This is a genomic window from Paenibacillus sp. DCT19, from assembly GCF_003268635.1.
Taxonomy (GTDB): Bacteria; Bacillota; Bacilli; order Paenibacillales; family Paenibacillaceae; genus Paenibacillus.
This window is the reverse complement of the sequence record NZ_CP029639.1, coordinates 447,432-471,812: the sequence shown is the minus strand read 5'-3', so window position 1 is coordinate 471,812 and position 24,381 is coordinate 447,432. Positions and strand designations below refer to the sequence as shown.

Sequence of the window (24,381 nt, the reverse complement as noted above, 5' to 3'; positions counted from 1 at the left end):
TTCTGATAAAGGTTACAAGAAAGGAGCGTATAATCTACGCTCCCTGCCTCTTTTCTTTTGTATAAATATTACATATATAACGCTATTTGTCACCAGATACATATCATATTACAGACCCGTGTTGTAGTTCTGAGATTATTTTACCGTAACAGGTATGCTCACTTTTTTGTTTCCCCATTTTGCTACAATGGAGGTTTTGCCCTTGGATACCGCTTGAATCTTCCCGTTTGTAACCGTCGCTACACCAGGCTTAGTGCTGGTCCATACTGCACTGTTGGTTACGACAGTCATTTTGCCCGTATCATACTGAGCCATCAAGCTGAGTGTCGTGCTTCCTTGCGGAGATAACACCAGTTTTTTCTGCCCTGTAATCAATTTTTTGAGCAAAGGTACGACAGTAACCTCTACAGTGATTGTCTGATCTTGATACGTTCCTGTCAAGGTTGCTTGTCCTTCAGTCAACGTCTTAACGGTACCATTTTTAACTGTAGCTACACCATTATTAGAAGAGGTCCAGATCACCTGTTTCGAAAGATTGATTGTTTTGCCATTCGCATATGTACCAACTACTTTCAATGCCTTCGACTTCTTGATGTTGAGCTGTAATGCCTTCGGTGTTACATCGATCTTCGTAATCACATCCGTGATGGCAACCGGTACTTTCACCGTTGTTGAACCGTACTTCCCTTGTAATAATACGCGACCAGGTGTAATACCTCTGATCTTCCCGTCTTCCAACACAGCCGACGAGCTGGAAACTGTCCATACAATCTCCGAAGTGACGTCTTCTGACTTGCCATTCGCACGGGTAATCGTTACTTTCGGCAGTGTACCTTCACTACCTTTGACAAAACTATAGGAGGTAGGCGAAGCCTTGATGCTCTTAATCTTATCCTGAACCTGAACAACCAATTGAGCCTTCGCTCCATCGAGCTGTGCAAAGATCGTTGCTTCTCCGGCTGATACAGCCTTCACTTTCCCCTTTGCAATCGTTACAACGGCTGCATTGCTGGTTGACCACGTAACTCCCTCTGTCACATCCTGTTTATTATCAAAACCTTCAATGACGGCCATAACCTGAAGCGTAGCCGTCTCAGATACACTCATTTTCTGCGGGCTCTCATTGGTGATCTCAATCGAAGTGACATCTCCTGTGGCGGCAAAGACTAGTGTTGGTGCTAGCACCCCGAATACAAGAACTAGAGCGAGTGCTCCGCGAAGTGCCTGTTTCATACTAATCATGAACTTTTCATCCTCCTACTATCCAGTATTTTACTTCTATTATAGTATATCGGAATTGATATGCACAAAAGTGAATTGTAATATAACTAAGAGCAGCATCTAAATTTAAAATCGACATTTTCTTCTTTTTTAACCTAGGAGACTATACTTCTTCTTCCTTCATCTGTGAACGAAAAACATCTCTTGTTGCTTCAATAAAAGATAGCATGATCGGTGAAAGCCACTTGTCCTTATGCCACAACATTTGTGTGTGCACCTGTAAGTCCGGAATTTGCCATGGAAGAACAACAAGTTCCCCGCGCTCAACTTCAGCTTGCACGACGATTTCGGGAAGAAATCCGATACCTATGCCTGAGATCGCACATTGTTTAATGGCTTCAGCACTTTGAAACTCCAGATATGTGATGCTATCCATGCCCTCTTTCTCAAATGAACGATCAAACATCGTTCGATATGGACACCCCTTTTCATTCGTCAGGAATACTTCTTCATGAAAATCTTCTAACTGCAGCACAGCTCGCTTAACGAGAGGGTGATCTGGAGCCGCTAACAAACGGAAATTTTCTTCCACAAGTGATTCAACCACAAGTCCCTTTGAGCGAATAGGTTCATCCAGCATATACACGATATCTGTCGTTCCCTCGAATAACGTTTGCTTAAGTTCTTGATTCGGAACGGAGCGAAAGATCAGACGAACGCCGGGATGTTGCGAACGAAACCTTTGGAAAACTGGCGGAAGCCGATAGGAGCAAATAACCTCATTCGCACTTATCGTTAAGGTACCACTTAGTTTTTCATTATCATGAACAACACTGCGAGCTTCGTCCATTTTCTCAAGAATGCCTTGGGCGTGTGTTAAAAACCGTTTCCCCGCAGTTGTGAGCGCGAGTTGCTTACCCAACCGATCAAAGAGGCGCACACCCAACTCATCTTCCAATGCTTTAATTTGCATCGTGACATTGGAAGGAACGTAGCTCAGCACTTCTGCTGCACGTGTGAAATTCAAAGTTGTTGCAACCGTGCAAAACGTATTCAGTTGACGCAATTCCATCTGATGCTTCTCCCTTATCTTTCAATTTTATTGAATACTATCTTGAATTCTATTCACTTTTATTGAGAGTATCACGGCTCTATACTGAGCACAAGAGATCACAGTGAACATGTGGTCTTCATTTTGAAGGGAGCGAATCCATGATGGACTATGAAATTTATAATTTGGGTGATGTACTTTTACAATCAGGAGTGACGTTACCAAATGCCTTTCTTGCTTATAAAACATACGGAAAATTAAATGAACAAAAGGATAATGTTATTGTCTATCCAACGGCTTTTGGAGATCAGCATATTCAGAATGAATGGCTCATTGGCAGCGGGATGGCACTCGATCCCGAGAAATACTTTATTATCGTTCCCAATTTGCTGGGCAATGGGCTATCTTCGTCTCCAAGTAATACGCCGCCTCCATTCGATCGGGCTAACTTCCCACAGGTAACCATTTATGACAACGTTCAATTCCAGCACCAGCTGCTGACTGACAAATTCGGTATTCAAAAAGTTGCTCTTGTCGTTGGGTGGTCCATGGGCGGCATTCAGGCATTTCAATGGGGTGCAAGTTACCCGGAGATGGTCGAACGAATTGCACCTTTCGGAGGCATCGCCAAACCTTGGCCTCACACATATGTGGTGCTGGAAGGGGTAAAATCTTCACTGCTATCTGCCGTTGGCTTCGACTCAAGCAAACTAAACCAGCTAACCTCTACAGACATGCGTGCCGTTGGTCGGGTGTATGCAGGATGGGGACTATCCCATGCATTTTATAGAGAAGAGCTTTATCGTGAGATGGGATTTGACACATTGGAGGATTTTGTAGCTGGTGTCTGGGAAAATAGCTTTATGAATATGGATCCGCATAATGTTCTGACCATGTTATGGACAGGTCAGCATGCAGATATTAGTGCCAACCCTTCCTATAACGGAGATTTTGAACGAGCGCTTAAGAGTATACAAGCCCTTGCCTTCATCATGCCAGGGAGCACCGATCTCTTCTGTACAGCAGACGATAATGAATATGAGGCTGCACGTATCCCTCATGCTACCTTTAACCCGATCCCATCCATCTGGGGTCACTTTGCCGGTCGCGGCATCAACAGTGCCGACAATCAATTTATCGATGATAATCTGAAACACTTGTTGTCGCTTAGCACAAACAAATAGAATGTCATCAGCCTAAAGAATCGTATGTGAGGTCACCAGGATGAACTGATTTGACCTCTTTTTTCAACCCAGTGATCGTGTATTCGGTAACATCCAATAAAGCGAAGCAAGACATGAACGGGGAAGAATCCTGCTGCACAATATAAAAAAGCTTAACTGGCGACTTCTCTCTGAATTCATTCGAGAGAAGTCGCTTCGTTTGCGAGCGTTCATTATAATAAAATAATAACTATACGAATTCGAACCAGCACTATTCAGTTCAGCAACACTATTTTTATCACAGCTGTGACGGTAATGTTAGTTTTTGAGAGGAGTTGCACCGAAGGATGGAGAACAAAACAAATATTTTAATCGAGAGATCAGATTGTATCCTTTATTACGCGGATTTGGATCTAACCAACGAACACGGAGCAGGCTGGATTGGCGGGAATGCGCCCGTTTTATTTGACGATCCATCCAACTTCATCCACGAACACGACCAAAAGTATGTTTTCTATCTAAGTCTCAACCATCCCTTTAAACCAGATAGCATGATTTCAATTTTTATCCCAGAAGATCGTGATAAGCATTTGGAGAACAACATTTATCCAAACTGCGCGGTCAAGGTGATTGAGCATCCCATTTCAGCGGAAAGCACGAATAATACCTTTGCTAATTCAAATCTTATCAAACACATCATCTCAGATGGCCAACTATGCAATGATGAAAAATCAATGGATCGACCCTTTTTAATTAAAGTGGGAGGCAACCCAAGACTGATTCAAAATGAAGACTATTATTTTGCCAAACTTAAGGAAGAGTCACTTTCATTCTTTGTCCAAGTAGATGAAGATGGTTATCCTGAAACATTGATTCAAGCGGATGGCAGTTATCCTTTTTATTTTGGTTCACTATATATTTTCGCCAAAGCAGGAACGGAGATTGAACATCCCATTGCAGGTTTTTGGCAGTTTTCTTAAGCATAATGAGCAGGGTAACAACCTCTCCGATTTTCATTAAACTTGTCTTATTGAAGAAACCATACATACAAACGGACAAATGAAAGCAGAAAAAGACAGGCTGCTGAAGCAACAATCCTGTATGATATGCATCAAGGAGTGATCACAACATGAAATGGATTCAGCCCTTACAAACAGCTATTCAATATATTGAAGATCATCTGCTTGAGGACATGACCATAGAACAAATTGCGGCTGAAACCAACCTGTCTCTCTTTCATTTTCAACGTACATTTTCCTTATTAGCTGATGTTACGATTGCAGAATATATTAGGCGGAGACGATTAATATTAGCAGCATATGAGCTTCTACAAAGCGATGGCAAAATCATTGATTTAGCGTTCAAGTACGGTTATGACACGCCGGAGTCATTTTCCAAAGCTTTTCGCAGACAACATGGCTTCCCCCTAGTGAAGCCCGTCGAAATAAGATTTCAATCAAGGCGTATAACCGCTTGGTTATTCAGCTTAGCTTAAAAGGAGCAGAACCCATGAATTATAAGATGGTAGAACATGATGAATTTTCGGTGGTAGGAATCCAACAATCCTTTTCGTATATAAACGGGGAACACCTGTCTGGAATCTCTACGATGTGGCAAGATGCATATCACAGTGGAGCTGAGGATCGCTTGTTTCAATTAAATAACGGATTGATTCAAGGCATTCTTGGTGTCTGTGTGGATCAGAACGAGATTCATGAGAAACAAATGGAATACTGGATTGCTACCTCATACGATGGAGAAGTACCCGAAGGATTATCGACGCTTCTAATTCCCGCTTCCAAATGGTGCGTATTTGAAGTGCAAGGACCGATGCCGGCAAGTATGCAGGCTCTGTGGAAACAGATCATCACAGAATGGTTCCCCTCCAACCCTTATGAACATGCTGGTATTCCCGAATTCGAGGTCTACCCCGGTCCTAATCAACCACCTCAAATCTGGATACCCATTAAATGATGTGTTGATGTATTCTCCTTAGATTCTACGAGTTTTCATCGATCCAAGAACGCAGCTTGTCAGCATAAAGAGCACGTTCTTCTGGATCAGAATTAGCACCTTGTGATAGATACAATTGATCGTCCGCATATCTAGGGTAGACATGCAGGTGATAATGCCATACGTCTTGATTGCCAGCAGGTTCATTATGTTGCCGCGTAGAAATCCCATCACATCCATATGTATTCTTCATGGCAAGTGCTGTAAGCTGAGCCACGCGGTGGATTGCAGCAGCATAAACGGCAGTAAGGTCAAAGATATTTTCAAAGTGTTGATTAGGAATGATAAGCACATGCCCCTTATTGTTGGGCCACCATTTACTCGCTATAAATGCCGTTACCTTTTCGTTCTGATAGATGATATCCCTTTGTTTCGTTCCCTGATTAGACCCAGCGATACCCCATATACAACAAAATGGACATTCGTATCCTTCGGGTCTATGTGAGAATGATGCTGTCATCAATTCCATTCCACTCCTATCATATGTATTACAGGTAGTTAGCTATAGCCTAGCCCATCAGCGGAAAGGATTTCTCGATTTTTGCTAAGTCCGCCTCCTCTAACTCCCAATCTAGAGCTCTCAAATTATCATTTATATGCTGTATACTCGCCGCTTTGGGGATGGTAACTATACCTTCCTGCCTTAAAATCCAGTTCATTGCAACCTGATATGCGGTTACGCCATAGTTATCTCCGATGGTATCGAGTATCTTTCTCTCTGCGGAACCCACTTGTGGGAATCCTTTATTACCAAATTTAGATGGAGCAAAACCAAAAGGTGAATATCCCATAATGGTTACACTGTTCTCTATAGAAAAAGGTAGTATTTCCTTCTCAATTCTTCGATCATGTAAATGATAAGCTAATTGATTACATACCAACGGTATTTCGCCTAAATGGTACTGTGCCTCTTTCATCAAATCGAGCGTAAAATTACTAACACCTACATGTTTGACTATTCCTCTACTCACGAGTTCCGACATAGCCTCCATCGTCTCAGCAACTTTGTAGTGTGGGCTTGGCCAATGCTGCAAATAAAGATCTATGTAATCCGTTCTCAAACGATCTAAACTTTCCTCTGCCGCTCTAAGCACACCTTGATAAGAACAATGCTTGGCTGATACTTTAGTGACTAGGAATACCTTACTTCTGACATCATGAATGGCACGACCAACCACTTTCTCGGCACCCCCATCTCCGTACTCTTCTGCAGTATCAATTAGGGTAAGTCCATGTTGGATGCCATGACGCAATGCCTTCACTTCATCTCTTTCTTTCCTCGGATCTTCACCAAACTTCCACGTCCCTTGACCAATCACCGGAATGTCTATCCCTGTATTCCCTAGCTTACGATATCGCATGAACAAAACCTCCTACTGCTTCTTCAAAAGCTAACAGCAGGTTGTCGTAATGCTTGTCCATCCTATACACTCCCTATCTCAGTAATTTCGATTAATAATATATTCCAGAAATATACTGATGCTCCTTCATGGATATCTAGTTATATAAAAAAGAACCCCTACGATAAGCAATGTCATTAAGTTTATTACCTTAAGGACATTGCGATATAGGAGTTATTGCATTGCATTTCTAATCCGACTCTTTCATATGCATACCAACATTAAAATTCACGTCTTACTCTTCTTCCGCTAGATGTGGCAGTGCAATAAACTCAGCCCCGCCCATATATGGCTGGAGCGCATCCGGAATTCGAATGCTTCCATCAGCCTGCTGATGATTCTCCAGCAACGGAATGAGAATACGAGGCGAAGCCACAGCTGTATTGTTTAGGGTATGGCAATATACCAGCTTCCCTTCTGCATCACGACAACGAATATTCGAACGACGTGCTTGGAAGTCATGCAGATTCGACGAAGAATGTGTCTCACCGTACGCTTCCCGGCTAGGCATCCATGTCTCAATATCATACTGCTTATACGTCTTCTGCCCCATATCCCCGGTACATACCGCTACAACACGATAAGGAAGCTCTAACAGTTGCAGCAATTGCTCAGCGTGTCCTGTAATCTCCTGTAACATCCGTTCCGACTCTGCCGCATCTGGAGCGCAGAGAATCACCTGCTCCACCTTGGCAAATTGGTGTACACGATACAATCCGCGCACGTCCCGTCCTCCCGATCCCACCTCACTGCGGAAGCACGTCGATACAGCAGCCAGCTTCACAGGTTGTTCCACATTCACAACTTCATCTGCATAATAGGACACGAGCGGAACCTCCGAAGTACCGACCAGCCACTTGTTCTCACCGGTAAGCTCATACACTTGATCTCGTCCTGTTGGGAAAAACCCTGTGTTGAGTAGAGCATCTTCCCTTACCATGAGCGGCACCTCTAGCGGTGTGAATCCCTGCTTCAAGAGCAGATCGAGCGCAAGCTGTTGCACGGCGCGGTGAAGTAGTGCCCCTGCTCCCTTTAGCACATAGCTGCGTGTTCCACCGATTTTCACCCCACGCACAATGTCAATTAGGTCATGCATCTCGCCCAATTCCACATGATCCTTCATGCTATACTCAAAAGTCGGGATTTCACCCACACGGCGTAGCTCTACATTGTCCGCATCCGAAGTACCTACAGGTGTGTCTGGCGATACAACATTGGGCACGAGCCACTGCATACGCGTAAATTCCTCTTGAATCGCTTCAAGCTTAACTTTGAGCTGTTCCAACTGCTCATTCCGTTGTTTTACCTCGCTTCGCAGCCCCTCTGCCTGCTCACGCTGACCTGCTTGCATCATCCTGCCAATATCTGCCGACAACGCGTTACGCACTCTGCGTCCTTCTTCAATTTCCTGCAATAACGCTCTGCGTTCCTCGTCTCGCTCTAACAGTTCTTGAATGTTAATATTGATTTTCTTTCCATCTGCCGCCGCCTGCACCTCTTCTGCATGCGCTCTGATCCACTTCATTTCAAGCATGGTCACCGTCTCCTTTGGCTGTAAAAATACAAAGAGCGCCCTCATCCCTTGGGACGAGGAGCGCTCTGCTCGCGGTGCCACCCAACTTGCCGAAGCAGTTCATTCACTGCTCCAGCCGCTTGGTCCGCGATAACGGGCGGTTCCGGTTAACTTGGGGAAATATCGCTCCCCTGGCGAAAACGCCTCCGAGTTGGATGCTCTTCAACGGCATGTTCCGATCTGTAATTGTTGATTAACAGTATATACAAAAGCTACGTTTAAATGCAAGCGATACTGGCTTAATGTTTACATTTTTAATCATACTTATAAACCAGGTTGTTATCCCCATCTATTCCCTGAACGGATGTCTCGATCATCTTCTCATCTGTTGTTACATCCAGAAATGTCTTGCGATCATCCATTGACATGCCGTGCATTGTGACGTTGGAGTATTGAATTCGAATTTCGTTTATCGAAGGATCATTAATGTAACCGTAGTTGACCCTAAAATTACTCTTTCCATCCATCGTCGTGCCTACAAATTTAGCTAACCAAAAGGGTGCCTGTTTATCTATAGGGCTAAGATCTATATTTTGCAATATATATTCGTTCTCATGCTTTACAGCTTGTATCATCCCCACCTCTGTTACCGGCTCTTGGTTGAGATAGTATGTTGCAAAGATAGAACTTCCTTCATCGTAAGGGACATCAATAGTGATATTTTCAGAATTTTCTTCCCTGTTTAATCTCTTCTCCAGACCCACAGCCACTAGCTCTTGCAAATTTTCAGCTTTGATTTCTGATTCGCTATCCAGTTGAGTAAAACTGGTACTAGAATCAGAAGAAGTGTTAACGTATTCTTCTCCATCCTGTTGATCTCTACACCCAGTAATCAACAACAGGGCTACAATAATCAGTAATATTTGCTTCAGTTTCTTCACCACCTGTTAAAATTCTTGATGGCAAAAATATTAACACTTTTCTCCTCTATTTTCCAATTAATACAGGATTCATTCTGTCTCTACACTCAATGAACATATGGAATCACAAAGTCAATTAGGCTTCTGTATTAACTAAGGGGTTACGTTCCCTTTAGCTTTTATGAATTTACCGAATACATATCGAACAAGCGGCCCAATGATGAGCAACTGTAACGGTAGCGCCAGGCTAAAGTTCCGGAGTATGGTGTGAAGATACGTTTCTACGAGAGGCTTTCCGTTCAATTGATTGGCAAGATACGCCGTAAGCATCCCATACATCGACATCATCAACACCATGCCCACGACCATGCACACTGAAATCATCAAAACGCCGATCACCTTATTCGATTTGTTGAATAGCAACGCAAAGGCAATTTTCTGAGCCACCGGCCCAACGATAAAGCTTTCCACCACAAAAGCTACAATAAAACACAGGACGAATTGAAATAGGATTTCAAGTAGAGACATGCTCCCCATTAGTCCGTTGTACAGTAAATTGAAAGTCATCATAACAACGACCATTCCTGTGCACATCATCAATCCAAAATACGTATGTTCTTTCTTGGTTGTTGGCAATTCTCTCATCCTTTCTTCTACTTGGACAATTATAGAGATGAGGAATAGGGTCACATAAGTGAACACTTTGTGAACATTAATAAGATACCTATATGTTTATGTTGAAATATAGAACATTTCATCTAGATAAACTCTTTTTTCCTATTTGACAACCCGGATTTATACCCCTATCATACTCCTTAAAATGTAAACCATATTCACGAATCAGTTAGGAGGATTACTATACAATGAGCTTTCAAAAACGTATCGACCACATCGGTATCGCTGTCCGTGATCTAGAGACGACGCTTTGCTTCTATACCGAGATCGTTGGGCTTGAGCTGAAAGACCGCGTTACCCATACCAATGGTGTGATCCAACTTGCTTTCCTCGGATTCAATGGCAGTGATGAAACTGAAATTGAACTGATTCAGGGATATAGCGACAAACTTCCCTCCGAAGGAACTGTGCATCATTTTGCGATTCACGTGGAGGATCTTGATGCTGAATATCAGCGTATACAAGCGACGGACGCCGAATTTATCGATGGGGAGATTATCACATTACCGAACGGTTATCGTTACTTCTTCATCTATGGCCCAGAGAAGGAATGGATTGAATTCTTTCAGCGTTAAAGGTAAACCGATCTATCCATGATCCCGATTGGCGCACAGACAGCATCTATGATTGCTTTACATCCACTTCGTGAGATCCATCATCCGATATTCCAGTTCATGACTGGACACGTTCTGCCCACTGCCCTATAATTACACCTAGTAATACCCTTAACTTCATAGTTTCCCAGGGGAGTCGGAATTGGCCGGCTGAGAGTGTATCCCACAAGATACTAACCCTTAGACCTGATCTGGATCATGCCAGCGTAGGAATCGGAGTATATCGAATAGGCCCAGCTATATCGCTGCGCGCTACTTCTCTAACGCCTGCACGCGTCCCGGAATCCGGGGCGCTTTTTTTATGTTCTTTTGCATATCTCATTACATAAAAAAGACATCCAGATCATAGCCGGTATAATTCTGCTGATTTATGCACGATGCTTGGATATGAAGCCAAGGAGAACCCTCGCCATTTAGGCGGACCACATGAAGGAGAGAATGAAGATGAGATGGCGTAAAATGATCGGCTTGTTGCTCCTATGCGTAACCTTGATTGCAATCACGGCTTGCGGAAGCAAGGAAGCTGGCCCTGCCCAATCTAACGGAGGTACCAACACCGAGAACAGCAGTGAAGGTGATAACGTAGCACTCCGAGACGTTAAAGTTGTACTGGACTGGACACCGAATACGAACCATACCGGCTTATATGCAGCAGTAGATCAAGGATTCTACGAAGCCGAGGGTTTAAACGTGGAGATTGTGCAGCCTGGTGCGGGCGGCGCTGACACGATGGTCGCTTCGAATGAAGTACCTTTTGGTGTAAGTTATCAGGAAAGTGTAACTCAGGCGCGTACCCAAGGTGTACCGCTCGTCTCCATTGCTGCGGTTATTCAGCATAATACATCTGGATTTGCAGCACCGACGGATCGGAACATTAAATCCCCGAAAGACTTCGAAGGTAAAACCTATGGAGGCTGGGGCTCCCCAGTGGAGGAAGCAGTCATGCAATCCATTATGGAGGGCGAAGGCGCTGACGTGTCCAAAGTGAAAAACATTAACATGGGCGACGCGGACTTCTTCACTGCCGTGAAACGAGATATTGATTTTGCCTGGATCTTCTATGCGTGGACTGGGATTGAGGCTGAGCTTCGCGGAGAGCCGATCGACATGTTGTATGTCAAAGACTACTCCGAAGCACTCGATTATTACACGCCTGTATTGGTAACGAATGAAACCACGATTCAGAACGATCCTGAACTGGTTAAAGCGTTCATGAAAGCTACATCCGAAGGGTATCAGTATGCGATTGATCATCCCGAAGACGCCGCTAATATTCTGATCAAAGCCGTACCGGATCTGGATAAGGATCTTGTAATAGCAAGCCAGAAGTGGTTAAGCCCGAAATACACAGATGATGCACCACGCTGGGGCGAACAGAAACAGGAAGTATGGCAGAACTATACGGACTGGATGTTCAGCAAGAAACTGCTGGATGAACAGATCGATGTGAGCAAGGCATATACGAACGACTTTTTACCCCAATAAAATCTCTCATATAAAATGAACATAATATTTACACGAGAACGGAGAGGACAGAAATAACGTGAAAAAGCGAAGCGGTCGCCTTTATCACCGGATTTTCCCTTTAGAGAAAGGGAATCAAAAAAATCTGGGGATAACAGCGATTGGAAGGTTATTCTGTCATCGAAGTGGCAAGTGTAACAGTTGTTCGTTCATTTTATATATTTCGAAAGGAGCCGTGAACTCCATGGCAAGCACGTTACTCAGTATTCAAGTCATCCCGAAGACGCCAAATGGTGAGGATTCATATCCGTATGTGGATCGCGCTATTGAAGTCATTCAACAATCGGGTGTGAAATATCAGGTCAATCCTCTAGAAACAACGATGGAAGGTGAGCTGGAGGAGCTGCTAGACGTCGTTCGCAAAATGCATGAAGCACTTGTGGACGCCGGTAGCCCTAGCATCATCTCCCAGATCAAAATCGCCCATAGCGGCGGTGCCGGCTTCAGCATGGATAAACTTACGGAGAAATATCGCTGATGCACTCCTATTTCAAAAGCGTATGGCCGCCCCTTGTGGCGGTTATTCTCTTTATTGCGATATGGCAAGGAGCGGTCTCGCTATTTCACATTGAAAAATGGATGCTGCCTGCCCCTTCGGACATCGCTCGTGAAGCAGCTTCACAGGCGGATCGGCTTGGTATGCATGCATGGGCGACGATCCAGTTAACACTCATCGGATTCGCCGCAGGAACGTTGGTGGGACTGCTGATTGCCATGGTGCTTCACTTGATCCCATTTCTAAAGTCCGCGCTCTATCCGTTGCTTATCCTAAGCCAGAACATCCCGACCATCGCGCTAGCACCGCTTTTGCTGATCTGGTTCGGATTCGGATTACTGCCCAAATTAATTACCATCATTCTGGTCTGCTTCTTCCCTGTTGCCGTAGCCGCCATGGATGGATTAACCCGTACAGATGCCATGATGATGAACTATATGCGTATGGCTGGCGCCAAACGTGGACAGCTGTTCTGGAAACTGGAGCTTCCGCACGCGCTGCCCTCAGTCTTCTCTGGAATCAAAATAGCCGCTACATATAGTGTGATGGGTGCCATTATTGCAGAATGGATCGGAGCAGATAAGGGCATCGGATACTATATGATGTTACAGAAGTCTGCATATCGAACAGATCGACTATTTGTAGCCATCATGATTATTGTGGCGCTCAGTCTACTGCTCTTCCTGCTGATCGCGCTACTAGAGAAGCTGCTCGTGCGCTGGCGACCACAAAAACGTTAATACTGACACTGGAAAACCATGTGGCAAGGATGTGAAACCGGGATGAGAGACGAACGGAACAAACACGATTACCTTTCCGATAACCCAACGAATAAACACGTAACCAATGAAAATATAACGACACAGACAACCCTGCAACCGCCCGATTCTACATCAGTAACAAAAGGGACTACTCAAGTCTCTCCAGCACTTGAGGTTACGCAGGTTCATGCTTCATATCGCGAGCGGCGCAAAACATTATCTGTATTGGATAATCTGTCCCTAACGGTGGGACAAGGCGAATTTGTAGCCATTGTTGGCCCATCCGGCTGTGGCAAAAGCACCCTTTTTCATATCATCGGCGGTTTGCTCAAGCCGCAGGCTGGACGAATTCTCATGCAAGGGCATGACGTTACCGGACAACGTGGCAAAATCAGTTACATGCCGCAACAACCCGCTCTCCTGCCTTGGCGAACCATTGAAGATAATGTGGTGTTAGCAGGCGAAGTATCGAAGACAGCTCCACCCCTAACAGAAGCGATTGCTGAAGCACGCAAATGGTTGGCGAGTGTTGGTCTAGCTGGCTTCGAGCGTGCTTATCCACATATGCTCTCAGGAGGGATGCAGCAGCGTGTTGCTTTCCTACGTGCGTTACTCAGTCCACAAGAGCTTATGCTGCTTGATGAGCCTTTCAGTGCGCTTGATGCCTTGACCCGCAGTGATATGCAGCGCTGGCTGCTGGAGATCTGGGAACAGAACCGCCGCTCAGTGTTATTCATTACACACAACATTGAGGAAGCTCTTCTGCTAGCGGATCGGGTGTATGTTCTATCCAATCGCCCAGCAACCGTGCTGCAAGAGGTTATTGTTCCATTTGATCGTCCACGACGTGAATCGGTGACGGAGGATTCTGCCTTTCTTGAACGCAAACGCCAAATTTCACAGTGGATGAGAGAAGAACAGCACAAAGCCCGCCTATCTATATAGCGCGGGTTTTTAGAGCTATTGTAGTGAGTTCATCAGAGCGGTAAGCGAGCCGTGTAAAAATGTATTTTTTCGCCTAATATGGGTGATCCGACATAGAATATACTGCGTACCATGAATAGTTAAACCATTAATCATAAGGAGGGAACTATGAATACTCGTGCTATAGCACCGTTAATTGATGCCCATATCCACTTGGATCAATATACAACAACGCAACAACAGTCTATACTGCAATCTCTCTCCTCCCAGCAAGTTGAAGCCCTCATTGCGGTCTCCATGAATATGGATTCCTGCCAGGCCAATCTGGAACTTGCCAAGCATAACCCACGTACGGTATTTCCTGCCTTTGGCTACCACCCAGAGCAACCGCTCCCTTCTGCAGGCGATCTCCATCTGCTCCTTGGCTGGATCAAGCAGCATATAGGACAAGCCGTAGCCATTGGAGAGGTGGGCTTACCCTATTACAGCAGACAAGAAGCGGAACAAGCAGGGAAAACATGGGATCAGAGCGGTTATATTGAATTGCTGGAACAGTTCATTCAGCTCGCGAAGCAGTACAACAAACCTCTCGTGCTTCATGCCGTCTATGAAGATGCTGATATCGCCTGTAATCTGCTTGAAAAGTATCAGTTCCGTCGTGCCCATTTCCACTGGTTCAAAGGCTCACGCCAAACGATTGCACGGATGGCAGACAACGGTTATTTCGTCTCCTTCACCCCTGATATTATGTATGAGGAAGAGATCCGTGAACTAGCAAGACAGTATCCATCGGAGCAGGTCATGGCTGAGACCGATGGCCCTTGGCCTTTCGAAGGTCCTTTGCAAGGGCAGATGACTCATCCCGCGATGACAAAGCAAGTCATTCAGAGTTGGTGCGAGGTCATGGGCATGAGCCTCGAACGCGCTGCACGTCTTTTCTACCAGAATGCCAAACGGTTCTACGGTTTGCCACTATCATCACAATAAGCTTATACAGGAAAAGGTCAGTCAGGCATGAAGCCTAACTGACCTTTTGAATCATCAACGATCAACTATACAATTTGCCCGCACACATTAACGCTTCATGAACCCTTTGCCCTCCAAGAAAGGCTTCATCTGCAAGCGCACTGGCTCTGTGAGACGTTTGGCCATCGATACAGACCAAGGTGTCTTGTTTGCGCCCTGCGTCCGTTCATTCATGTAGGCTATCGTGGTCTCATCATACTGCGCCATGCCTTCAAGTGTCTGCTCGGCATTATACTCATTCTGATGAAGAACAGCCTCTAGTGGTAAGCGCGGACGAATGCCTGTCTCCTGATCGGCAACACCAATACACATGCCATAGACCGGATATACGCCTTCGGGTAGTCCTAGCAGCTCAGAAACTTCCTCAATCCGTGTGCGAATTCCACCGATATAGACAATGCCATAGCCGAGTGATTCGGCTGCAAGGGCTGCGTTCTGTGATGCTAGCGCCACATCAATGGTAGCGACCATAAAGTTTTCTGTCGAATCCGCATAGCTTTCCTTGTCTGGCGTATGCTGCTTCGCCGCATCCTTCAGTCGGAAGAGGTCTGCGCACCATACCAGGAAAACAGGACATTCGTTCACGTAAGCCTGGTTTCCTGCCAGCTCAGCAAGCTTCGATTTTATGTCCGAATCCGTTACCGCAATTACGCTATACGCCTGCACACTGCTGGAGGAAGAAGCCATCTGTCCAGCTGCAATGATCGTTGCCAACTGTTCCTCACTTACGGGATCTGCCTTGAATTTCCGTACAGAGCGGTGCTTCATCATTAATTCAATCGTTTCATTCATGGTTAGTCACTCCTAATCCTCGAAGTACAAATTCAATCGTTTGCTCAGCAAGTTCCTCTGTAGTTATTCCCTGATAATCGGCCAGAAAACGTGAATTTTTGGCTCGTTTATGCGCCAAAGTTGCACCCATCACCTGTAATGTGGCATATGACACGGATTCAATACGAAAAATACCCTGATCTTTACCTTCTTGCAGTAGATCTCTTACCTTCGTCCAGATCGGATCCAGGAAACGAAAGACCGTCGGCGTGCGATGTGTCCTCAGCGTGATTTCAAGCTGCACAATGTCGCTCATCTCGGTATCTGTCATCGTAAACTTCACAACTTGACCAACAATTCGGCGGACACCTTCCACGGGGGACATGGATTCTGCAGCCAGCTCATTCAGCATCTGACCAGGGAAAAAGTGTTCAAATAATGCCTCAAACACCTTCTCCTTGCCGCCAAAGTGATAAGAGACCAGGGACACATTCGCTCCCGCTTCATCACAGATTTGACGAACACTTGTCCCATCATACCCCTGACCGGCAAAAAGCTTCTTGGCTGCAAGCAATATCCTCGTTTTAATGTCCAATTCCGGTTCCGTCATTCCGTTCGCTCCTCTAATCCGTTCTCTTGTAAATGTTTAATGAAATTATACATAATTATCTATTATGAAAGTTTGTGCAACAAAGCGCAAGGCATAGCCATTAGGATGGCATATGTGAAGTTGTATCCTCCATCTACTATTACACCAAGCCCCCCATCGGCAATCAATGGGGGCTTGACGTAAGTATACAGTGTAGCTCCATCTGTATAGCCTTAGGTATTAAGCGTTAGATGGTGCTGGGCTTGGTGCACCTGCGGGTACACGCTGTTTCTTCACAAAGGTAACCAGCAGCGAGAGTGCAACGACAATCGCCAGAATAAGAACGATTGAACCTGCAGCAGACTGAATTCCTGGGCCACCCAGTTGAGCACTCAAGATACCTTGAACCGCATAAGTAGCTGGTAAAAATTGACCCACACCACTATAGAATCCATTCAGCAATTCACGTGGTACCATCGCTCCGGAAGATACAAGCTGCAAGGATAGCGAGATAACATTGAACAAGCTTCCTGCAGGTCCGAAGCAAATCAAGAAGAACTGCGAGAAGAACATGAACGTGCAGAGGAACAAGGCTTGGAATAACCAGAATGCAACAAATCCTTGTTCAATCTGTCCGCCAAGCGCAACGATAAGTGAAGATCCGAGTAAGGATACAACCAAGGCTGAACCTACGTTAATGACAATTCTTGCACCGAATAGCGTCCAGCGAGAGAACGTTGCGGACAACATCCCCATAGCCGTTTGCAGATTCATCCCCATGATCATAGCTCCAACATAAGATGCCAGCACCATCATCATCGGTACCATCTGATTATTCATTCCGTTCACCGGGTTGATGGACGTTGTTACGCCTTCCACACGGGAAGTCAGGTTAGTCGCCACATTAGCAGCTTGATCTGCTGGTGTCCCTGTTGCGGTTAACACAGTTTGCACACCTTGAGCAGTAGCCTGCTTGTTAATTGTGTTGGTTACGGACTGTGATACACCTTGCATCATGCTTTTGATCGTCACTGGATTAGCTTCATTAATTGTGTACTTAATCTCGGCTGTTGATCCAGCCGTTTGAAGCAATTCATTAAAGCCAGCCGGAATGCCGAGTACCATATGAACTTGGTGGTGATTAAGCTGATCCATTGCTTCTTCCGAACTTAGATTAGATACGGTATGAAACGGTAACGTCTCTGCCAATCGATCGGCAATTCCTTGAGATAGTTCTCCATCCTCGTTCACAATCGCAACGGTAAGCTCGTTCGTGCGATCATTAACTCCTGAATATGCAGTCATCCAGATGATGCTAAAAATCACTTGGAACATAAGTGCCGTCACGATTCCAACAATCACTGGTGGTTTTTTAAACAAAACGCGTAAAGCCTGTACCATAGATCTTATCCTCCATTGCAAAGTAGTTCGAATTTGATATAAACATTTGTTTGAATCAAACGAATGTTTAAATTTTAAGTGTATATGTCATTATTGTCAATGGAATTTCTGAAAATTAATGAAACAAAACAGTCTCTTTTTGAAAAAAAATCACTGTTCTCTTTTCATATCTTTAAGTACGTTTTCAAAAAGGGCGGTTTTCAGTACCGAGAAGATGGGATGAAGATAGAAATGGAGTAGCAGAGCGTAGGCAAACCTACGTGAGCAACGGACATTTCGGCTGAATCCCATATTCGATGCTGAGATGCCACTCGCGCATCCTTCGTAATCAAAATCGGACTTTTTGAACAACCTCTTTCAGAGAAATAACTCAGGACATATCTGCTTTGTACAAGCCTCACCTAATCTAAACGATATCCTATCCCTGTGAGCATGATTAAATTCATGCTTTATGTTGCAGCTTCATTCGTTGCAAACGTAAGGCGTTTAACACAACAGACACCGAGCTGAACGCCATCGCAGCACCAGCTAACCATGGAGCAAGAAAGCCAACAGCAGCAATTGGAATACCGATCACATTATATCCAAGTGCCCAGAACAGATTTTGCTTGATGTTACCCATTGTTCGCCGGCTCATCTCGATTGCGTCAGCAATGCTATTCAAATCCCCACGCATCAACGTAATATCCGCCGCTTCCATCGCTACATCCGTCCCTGTCCCAATGGCCATCCCAATATCGGCTGTCGCCAGAGCTGGCGCATCGTTAATTCCATCTCCAACCATAGCCACCTTACGACCATTAGCCTGCAGCTTCTTCACTTCCGCAGCTTTGCCCTCTGGGAGCACTTCTGCTAGAACGTTACGGATTCCCGCTTGTTCTGCCACAGCGCGTGCTGTTCGCTCATTGTCACCGGTAATCATAATAACGTCGATTCCCATCGTTTGTAGACGGGCTACTGCTTCGCGTGACGTTTCTTTAATGGTATCTGCAACAGCAACAATCCCTGCCCACACACCATCAATCGCAACCAACATCGCTGTACGCCCTTGTTCCTCCAGTTGGTTCATCTGAGCCACCGTACCATCTGGAACATTAACCTTGGCATCAGCAAGCAAACGCCGGGTTCCAACCAGAATCTCTTGTCCCTGAACACGAGCTCGAACACCGTAGCCAGGTATGTTCTCGAATTGATCGGATTGGCTTAGAGCGATGCCTTTACCTTGAATCCCTTCCACGATAGCTTCAGCAAGTGGGTGCTCCGAATTCTGCTCTGCTGCGCCAACCCGTTCTAACAGCTCCGTTTCTGTCCAGTCTGAAGCTGTTACAACGTCTGTAAGCACAGGTTTGCCCTGAGTTACCGTACCTGTTTTGTCCAGCACAACAGTCTGAATCTGCTGGGCCGATTCTAGATGCTCGCCGCCTTTGAACAAAATGCCATATTCAGCAGCTCGCCCCGATCCAGCCATAACCGAGGTTGGCGTAGCCAAACCTAAGGCACATGGACAGGCGATAACCAATACAGCAATTGCTTTTTCCAATGACCCAGCGAAGTCACCGGGACTTGCGAAGAAGTACCAGACAAGGAAGGTAACGGCGGCAATGCCCACAACAATCGGGACAAAAATACCTGAGATCACATCTGCAATCCGTTGAATTGGAGCTTTGGAGCCCTGCGCTTGCTCAACGACTTTGATAATTTGGGAGAGAGCGGTATCTGCACCCACTCGGGTCGCTCTTAGGCGTAACATGCCGTTTTTGTTCAAAGTAGCCCCTGTAACAGCATCGCCAGGCTTTTTATCTACAGGTAAACTCTCTCCACTGAGCATCGATTCGTCTACAGAAGACTGTCCTTCCTCCACGATGCCGTCCACCGGGATACTGTCCCCTGGTTTCACAAGAACGAGATCACCCACAGCAACATAACTCGCAGGGATAACGACCTCCTGCCCATCTCGAATGACGCGGGCTTCACGCGGAGCCAATTCAATCAAGCTCTTGATCGCCTGGGATGAGCGTCCTTTTGCTACAGCCTCGAACCATTTGCCGAGTAATATTAAGGTAATCAGAATTGCACTCGTCTCATAATAAAGCTCCACCATCGGCATAACGGCTGTGCTTGTTTCCATTGCACCATGATCCATCGTAGTCGCAGGTAGATAACCACTGGATAACGTTAGATAAAGACTGTAGAAAAATGCCGCACTTGTACCCAAAGCGACCAGCACATCCATATTGGCGCTACCACTACGCAATGCTTTGTAGGCTCCCACATAGAACTGCCATCCAATCACAAACTGAACTGGCGTTGCGAGAAGCAATTGGAACCATGGGTTCATGAACAGATCAGGCACCCAAATCCACGATGTGAAGGAGAAGTGACCCACCATCGCCCATAACAAAGGAATCGAAAGTGCTGCGGATATCATCCATTTCCACTTCTTACGTTGCAATTCCCGCTCTCTGGCAGATGAAGTTTCCTCTCCCGTCTGTTGTAATTCTGCGCCATAACCAAGCTGTCTAATCTTAGCCGTAATGTCGGATGCTTTCAGAGCGCCTGCTGTGAATTCGACATGCCCTGTCTCCAGCGCTAAATTTACATTTGCACGAGATACACCCGGTAAGCGGGATAGCCCTTTCTCGATCCGAGCCGAACAAGCCGCACAGGTCATGCCCGTTATATCCAGATCTACCGATTCCGTAACTGTGCCATAACCCAACGCTTCAACCTTATCTCGCAGTTGATTGATATTAATGACTTTGGGATCGTACCTAACGGTCGCCTGCTCTATTGCGAGATTAACGTTAGCCTGATTGACCCCTTCCATGCGGGATAACCCCTTCTCGATTCGGGTAGAGCACGCTGCACAGGTCATACCTGTAATTTGGAGTGTGGTGAGTAAACCAGATGCTCCCTCTACGGGTGGTAATGCTGAGCCAGTTGCAGTATTTTCTGTTGCTGGCTTATCCATGTCGTCATCTCCGTTCAATTTGTTCCCCAATACCCTATGGGGGTATATTCATTAGAAAAAATAAGGCTTAAACGATGAACTTATTCGAAAAAAATCTACCGATTCTTCTCGTCCCTTGAGTTAAACAAGGAAGTTCTGTTCAAGCCAGATCATCATAAATCATTCATATGAATCAGATGAAAATTGAGAGAAAATAATTAAGCTACATCGTATCCTTGGTCTTCAATTGCTGCCTTGATCTGATCCACGTTAACCTTCTGCTCATCATACTCTACTGCTACCGTTCCAGCTTGCAGATCGACCTGACCACTTGCACCAGCATTCTTCACAGCTTCTTCAACAGCCTTCACGCAGTGATTGCAGGACATTCCTGATACGTTCAATGTAACATTAGACATCATATATTCCTCCTTATGGGCAATGTATAAGTTCAATTAAAGAATGTTACACTTACCACTCCGATGACAGAATAACCTTCCGATCGCTGTTATCCCCAGATTTTTTTGATTCCCTTTGTCAACGGGGAAAATCCAGGGATAGCTTATGCTTCCGATGTAGCTTTCTTTCAGAAAGCTTATAGGCGAACGCTCCGCTTCTTCATGTTATTTCTGTCCTCTACGTTCTCGTGTAAAAAGTTTAGTTGAACTTATTTAGATTAAGTAACAATATTCACTTCATTAATTTCCTTACCGTAACCAGCAGTTCATCGACTACTTCATGTTCCCCTGCCTGAATTCGCTCAACGATACAGCTCTTCATATGCCCTTCAAGCAGAAGTTTTCCTACTGAATTAAGCGCTGACTGGGCTGCGGCGATCTGTGTCAGGACATCATCACAATACGTATCCTTCTCAATGAGCCCTTTAATTCCACGAATCTGTCCTTCAACACGATTCAACCGTGAAATCAGATTGCCCTTCATCTCTTGTGAGTGATGACTCTTACGGACTTGCTTCCCGTCATCGTTATCAGCATGAGCATGACATGAATTCGCCGTTTGTGCAGATTCCGTCTCCAAAACTTCAGGTACATCGGTTCCGGATGGTTCCATTAAGTCCTTGGGATGGCTCTGATGATCCATCATAAACACCCCTCTTCATCATTCTGACCTAAGGATAACATACCCCATGGGGTATTCAAGAGAAACTATAAATATTTACACTGACCACTTCGATGACAGAACAACATTCCGATCGCTGTTATCCCCAGATGTTTAATTCAATCAACTAAGTATGTATTCCATTCTGCTGCTACGGACGACCAGACCTAACTTTTCATAAAACTCTTGTGCCCCTTGGTTAAACGAAGCAACGGTTAGCTCTAGATGATCGGCTTGAAGTTCGTTACCCAGCTCGACAAGCACCGCCATCATCTTCTGTCCAATATGACGCCCGCGATGCATCTGATCAATAATAATCTCATTAATGAAGAGCACATCTCGATCCATTAGCAGCTCTACATTCTGAATTTTATTGAGTTGGGCGCTCCCATACCCACAGATCTCCCCCTCTGTTGCTTCAGCTACATACAGGTAACGATCTTCCGCATTCAACAAGTCCTCAAATTCCTGCTGACTCATTCTAGGCTGTAGCGGTCTATATATGTCAGGACGTGCCTCGACATGCATACGGTGCAGCTCATCCATCAGTGCGGACACTCTTGGATAATCCCTACTTTCGGCTCTACGGATGTTCACTTCATTCATTATATAACCTCTCCTCACCCCAGATGTTCCCAGTATTATACATCTTCCGTGCAACCACTGTACATCCTTGTACATCAAAAGGCAGATACCCCTGAAGGTATCCGCCACAATTCAGCCATAGCTCGTTTTACTCTTTGGAAGAGGATTTTACACTGTTAAAGGCTACAGGAGATGGCTTAGCCGCCCATTCATCTGCTTGTGGCTCAATGTCTACACCACTCAGAATCTTCTTTTTCTCCATTAAAGAATCCCCATCTTCATCCAGTTTGTTACGAATTGCAGCCTCATCTTGAGGTTGATTGTTCTGTGTCATGTCGGAATCCTCCCTAATCTCTGTATTCGTGATGATGTTCCTTTATATAACGTACCCACTATTGGCAGGATCATTCATTTAACAACGTTTAGGTTGAATTCAATGTAGGTCTTAAGCACCTAATTTCAACTTAATAAACCACCCACAAACCAATCCTACCACTGAGTTAACTGATTAATCTTCAATCGAGATCGTATGTAACTTTATTCCTATATAATCCAGAAAACGTTTACATTTATATTTATTTAATGGATAATATAAACATAAAATAGAAATTGGAGGTAAATATGGACAAAAAAAACATTGCTATCATTTATGTTATCTATCGTCCTGCTGCTAACACCTGTATTAACTGTCGCTGCCTCTCCACAACCATCATTAGCAAATGATAATGAGTACACATTTATTGATGAAAATAATACTACAACTAAAATAGTCCAAGAAGAGGATGGCACGATTAAAGTTTATCTTAATGGCGTGCTCGATCATTCTGCAAAGACAGATTTAGACGCTGACATACTGGTTTATACAAAGTATAACAATGAAGCTCAAAACAGCCTCTCATCTACTAGTGAGCCCTACACTACAACGATCTTGAAACCAAGTGATTACATCACAGAAGATACAGGATCAAGCATAACTATAGAAAACCCTGCATCCGATGTAGTAACACCATTCTCCACTGCAGGTTATACGTATAAAGCCTCGTATACAGATACTTTTGTAACACAATTAACAGCAAAAGGTTATACTAAGGATGGTGGCATTACTCGTACGTCTGAAAAAAAAGTAAGTATTACTAGAGGTACAGCAATTGGAGCTGCTGTATCAATAGCTATTGCTGCGTTGACTGGACCTATAACAGTTGCAGTCGTTACTTCAGCAATAGTTGGAGCATATGCTGGTGTTATATTAGATGGGATATTCACTAAAAACGTAATACCCACAGTTCACTATGAAGACCGTTGGACACTTTGGAAAGGTGTTGTGAATTCCTGGGAGTTTGACTCAAAACAAGGAACAAGGTATTTACGAGTAATATCTGATTACTCTGGATCAGTCATTACTAAACCAACTAATCTTGCCAAATTAGGATACACTTTTGATTTTACGGACTTTTTACAGACCACGATTACTAGATATACTAACCGATAAGAGCCAACAAGGAGTTGATATCAATGGTATCAAAAAACGAAAGGTGGAAAAAAATTCAGTCAACAGGTTTCCTGAAATTCTGTTTTTTGAAACCGATTTTTTTATCTCTTTGTGGGTTTATTTTCATTATAGGTATTGGTTTAATATTATACGGCTGGAATTTGGGATTCACGACA

General features: G+C 44.8%; 26 protein-coding genes and 1 riboswitch. Of the genes, 11 read left to right on the top strand and 15 right to left on the bottom strand.

Going from position 1 to position 24,381, the window contains the following annotated elements:
* Positions 1-135: 135 nt before the first annotated feature.
* Together DMB88_RS02180 and DMB88_RS02175 are read right to left on the bottom strand one after the other, a co-directional pair.
* Positions 136-1,242, bottom strand: a complete 1,107-nt coding sequence (locus tag DMB88_RS02180; protein WP_128100023.1) for an Ig-like domain-containing protein — start codon at positions 1,240-1,242, stop codon at positions 136-138.
* A gap of 142 nt (positions 1,243-1,384) precedes the next feature.
* Positions 1,385-2,293, bottom strand: a complete 909-nt coding sequence (locus DMB88_RS02175; protein ID WP_128100022.1) for a LysR family transcriptional regulator — start codon at positions 2,291-2,293, stop codon at positions 1,385-1,387.
* 143 nt (positions 2,294-2,436) lie between these two features.
* Here DMB88_RS02175 and DMB88_RS02170 point away from each other — a divergent pair, with 143 nt between their 5' ends.
* The 4 genes from DMB88_RS02170 (at position 2,437) to DMB88_RS31850 (ending at position 5,409) form a co-directional block, all read left to right on the top strand.
* On the top strand, positions 2,437-3,456 hold the full coding sequence (locus tag DMB88_RS02170; RefSeq protein WP_128104268.1) for an alpha/beta fold hydrolase: 1,020 nt from the start codon (positions 2,437-2,439) through the stop codon (positions 3,454-3,456).
* A gap of 326 nt (positions 3,457-3,782) precedes the next feature.
* A complete protein-coding gene (locus DMB88_RS02165; protein WP_128100021.1) occupies positions 3,783-4,415 on the top strand; it encodes a hypothetical protein in 633 nt (210 codons plus the stop codon).
* 149 nt (positions 4,416-4,564) lie between these two features.
* Positions 4,565-4,930 (top strand): helix-turn-helix domain-containing protein, encoded by a 366-nt coding sequence (locus DMB88_RS31855; protein WP_368028295.1) that lies wholly within the window; start codon positions 4,565-4,567, stop codon positions 4,928-4,930.
* Positions 4,931-4,944: 14 nt separating this feature from the next.
* On the top strand, positions 4,945-5,409 hold the full coding sequence (locus tag DMB88_RS31850; RefSeq protein WP_368028294.1) for a GyrI-like domain-containing protein: 465 nt from the start codon (positions 4,945-4,947) through the stop codon (positions 5,407-5,409).
* Between the two features lie 25 nt (positions 5,410-5,434).
* Here the strand turns inward: DMB88_RS31850 and DMB88_RS02155 are convergent, their stop codons facing one another.
* The 5 genes from DMB88_RS02155 to DMB88_RS02135 all read right to left on the bottom strand — a co-directional run bounded on the left by DMB88_RS02155 (position 5,435) and on the right by DMB88_RS02135 (position 9,917).
* Complete coding sequence (locus tag DMB88_RS02155) at positions 5,435-5,908, bottom strand: HIT family protein (protein ID WP_128104267.1); 474 nt, start codon at positions 5,906-5,908, stop codon at positions 5,435-5,437.
* Between the two features lie 49 nt (positions 5,909-5,957).
* Positions 5,958-6,809: an aldo/keto reductase gene (locus DMB88_RS02150; protein ID WP_128100020.1), complete on the bottom strand. Its 852-nt coding sequence runs from the start codon at positions 6,807-6,809 to the stop codon at positions 5,958-5,960.
* A 274-nt stretch (positions 6,810-7,083) separates the two neighbouring features.
* Positions 7,084-8,382, bottom strand: a complete 1,299-nt coding sequence (gene serS / locus DMB88_RS02145) for a serine--tRNA ligase (RefSeq protein ID WP_128100019.1) — start codon at positions 8,380-8,382, stop codon at positions 7,084-7,086.
* 293 nt (positions 8,383-8,675) lie between these two features.
* The gene (locus DMB88_RS02140; RefSeq protein ID WP_128100018.1) at positions 8,676-9,305 is read right to left on the bottom strand and encodes a hypothetical protein; all 630 of its coding nucleotides are present in this window, start codon (positions 9,303-9,305) and stop codon (positions 8,676-8,678) included.
* Positions 9,306-9,434: 129 nt separating this feature from the next.
* Positions 9,435-9,917, bottom strand: coding sequence for a DUF2798 domain-containing protein (locus DMB88_RS02135; protein WP_128100017.1), 483 nt, complete (start codon positions 9,915-9,917; stop codon positions 9,435-9,437).
* Between the two features lie 227 nt (positions 9,918-10,144).
* Here DMB88_RS02135 and DMB88_RS02130 point away from each other — a divergent pair, with 227 nt between their 5' ends.
* The 6 genes from DMB88_RS02130 (at position 10,145) to DMB88_RS02105 (ending at position 15,262) form a co-directional block, all read left to right on the top strand.
* Positions 10,145-10,531: a VOC family protein gene (locus DMB88_RS02130; protein ID WP_128100016.1), complete on the top strand. Its 387-nt coding sequence runs from the start codon at positions 10,145-10,147 to the stop codon at positions 10,529-10,531.
* Positions 10,532-10,689: 158 nt separating this feature from the next.
* Positions 10,690-10,801: riboswitch (TPP riboswitch) on the top strand.
* A 213-nt stretch (positions 10,802-11,014) separates the two neighbouring features.
* Complete coding sequence (locus tag DMB88_RS02125) at positions 11,015-12,055, top strand: ABC transporter substrate-binding protein (RefSeq protein WP_174715263.1); 1,041 nt, start codon at positions 11,015-11,017, stop codon at positions 12,053-12,055.
* Positions 12,056-12,278: 223 nt separating this feature from the next.
* The gene (locus DMB88_RS02120) at positions 12,279-12,572 is read left to right on the top strand and encodes a thiamine-binding protein (protein ID WP_056703822.1); all 294 of its coding nucleotides are present in this window, start codon (positions 12,279-12,281) and stop codon (positions 12,570-12,572) included.
* Positions 12,572-13,330, top strand: coding sequence for an ABC transporter permease (locus DMB88_RS02115; protein WP_128100014.1), 759 nt, complete (start codon positions 12,572-12,574; stop codon positions 13,328-13,330). The genes DMB88_RS02120 and DMB88_RS02115 overlap by 1 nt, the downstream gene beginning before the upstream one ends.
* A gap of 42 nt (positions 13,331-13,372) precedes the next feature.
* Positions 13,373-14,296, top strand: coding sequence for an ABC transporter ATP-binding protein (locus DMB88_RS02110; protein ID WP_128100013.1), 924 nt, complete (start codon positions 13,373-13,375; stop codon positions 14,294-14,296).
* 147 nt (positions 14,297-14,443) lie between these two features.
* A complete protein-coding gene (locus DMB88_RS02105; RefSeq protein ID WP_128100012.1) occupies positions 14,444-15,262 on the top strand; it encodes a TatD family hydrolase in 819 nt (272 codons plus the stop codon).
* Positions 15,263-15,349: 87 nt separating this feature from the next.
* Here the strand turns inward: DMB88_RS02105 and nfsA are convergent, their stop codons facing one another.
* The 8 genes from nfsA to DMB88_RS02065 all read right to left on the bottom strand — a co-directional run bounded on the left by nfsA (position 15,350) and on the right by DMB88_RS02065 (position 23,050).
* Positions 15,350-16,093, bottom strand: a complete 744-nt coding sequence (gene nfsA, locus DMB88_RS02100) for an oxygen-insensitive NADPH nitroreductase (protein ID WP_128100011.1) — start codon at positions 16,091-16,093, stop codon at positions 15,350-15,352.
* Positions 16,086-16,682 carry a TetR family transcriptional regulator gene (locus tag DMB88_RS02095; RefSeq protein WP_128100010.1) on the bottom strand — a complete coding sequence of 199 codons (597 nt, stop codon included), beginning with the start codon at positions 16,680-16,682 and terminating at the stop codon, positions 16,086-16,088. Before DMB88_RS02095 ends, nfsA begins: the two co-directional genes overlap by 8 nt.
* A 219-nt stretch (positions 16,683-16,901) precedes the next feature.
* Positions 16,902-18,062 carry a YhgE/Pip domain-containing protein gene (locus DMB88_RS02090; protein WP_128100009.1) on the bottom strand — a complete coding sequence of 387 codons (1,161 nt, stop codon included), beginning with the start codon at positions 18,060-18,062 and terminating at the stop codon, positions 16,902-16,904.
* A gap of 442 nt (positions 18,063-18,504) precedes the next feature.
* Positions 18,505-21,033: a heavy metal translocating P-type ATPase gene (locus DMB88_RS02085; protein WP_128100008.1), complete on the bottom strand. Its 2,529-nt coding sequence runs from the start codon at positions 21,031-21,033 to the stop codon at positions 18,505-18,507.
* 197 nt (positions 21,034-21,230) lie between these two features.
* The gene (locus DMB88_RS02080; protein ID WP_128104266.1) at positions 21,231-21,431 is read right to left on the bottom strand and encodes a copper ion binding protein; all 201 of its coding nucleotides are present in this window, start codon (positions 21,429-21,431) and stop codon (positions 21,231-21,233) included.
* 271 nt (positions 21,432-21,702) lie between these two features.
* Complete coding sequence (locus DMB88_RS31685; protein WP_174715325.1) at positions 21,703-22,113, bottom strand: metal-sensitive transcriptional regulator; 411 nt, start codon at positions 22,111-22,113, stop codon at positions 21,703-21,705.
* A 141-nt stretch (positions 22,114-22,254) separates the two neighbouring features.
* Positions 22,255-22,737 carry a GNAT family N-acetyltransferase gene (locus DMB88_RS02070; protein ID WP_164848581.1) on the bottom strand — a complete coding sequence of 161 codons (483 nt, stop codon included), beginning with the start codon at positions 22,735-22,737 and terminating at the stop codon, positions 22,255-22,257.
* Between the two features lie 127 nt (positions 22,738-22,864).
* Positions 22,865-23,050 (bottom strand): hypothetical protein, encoded by a 186-nt coding sequence (locus DMB88_RS02065; protein WP_056703799.1) that lies wholly within the window; start codon positions 23,048-23,050, stop codon positions 22,865-22,867.
* 303 nt (positions 23,051-23,353) lie between these two features.
* Here DMB88_RS02065 and DMB88_RS02060 point away from each other — a divergent pair, with 303 nt between their 5' ends.
* A complete protein-coding gene (locus DMB88_RS02060; protein WP_128100006.1) occupies positions 23,354-24,205 on the top strand; it encodes a glycine zipper 2TM domain-containing protein in 852 nt (283 codons plus the stop codon).
* Positions 24,206-24,381: the final 176 nt, after the last annotated feature.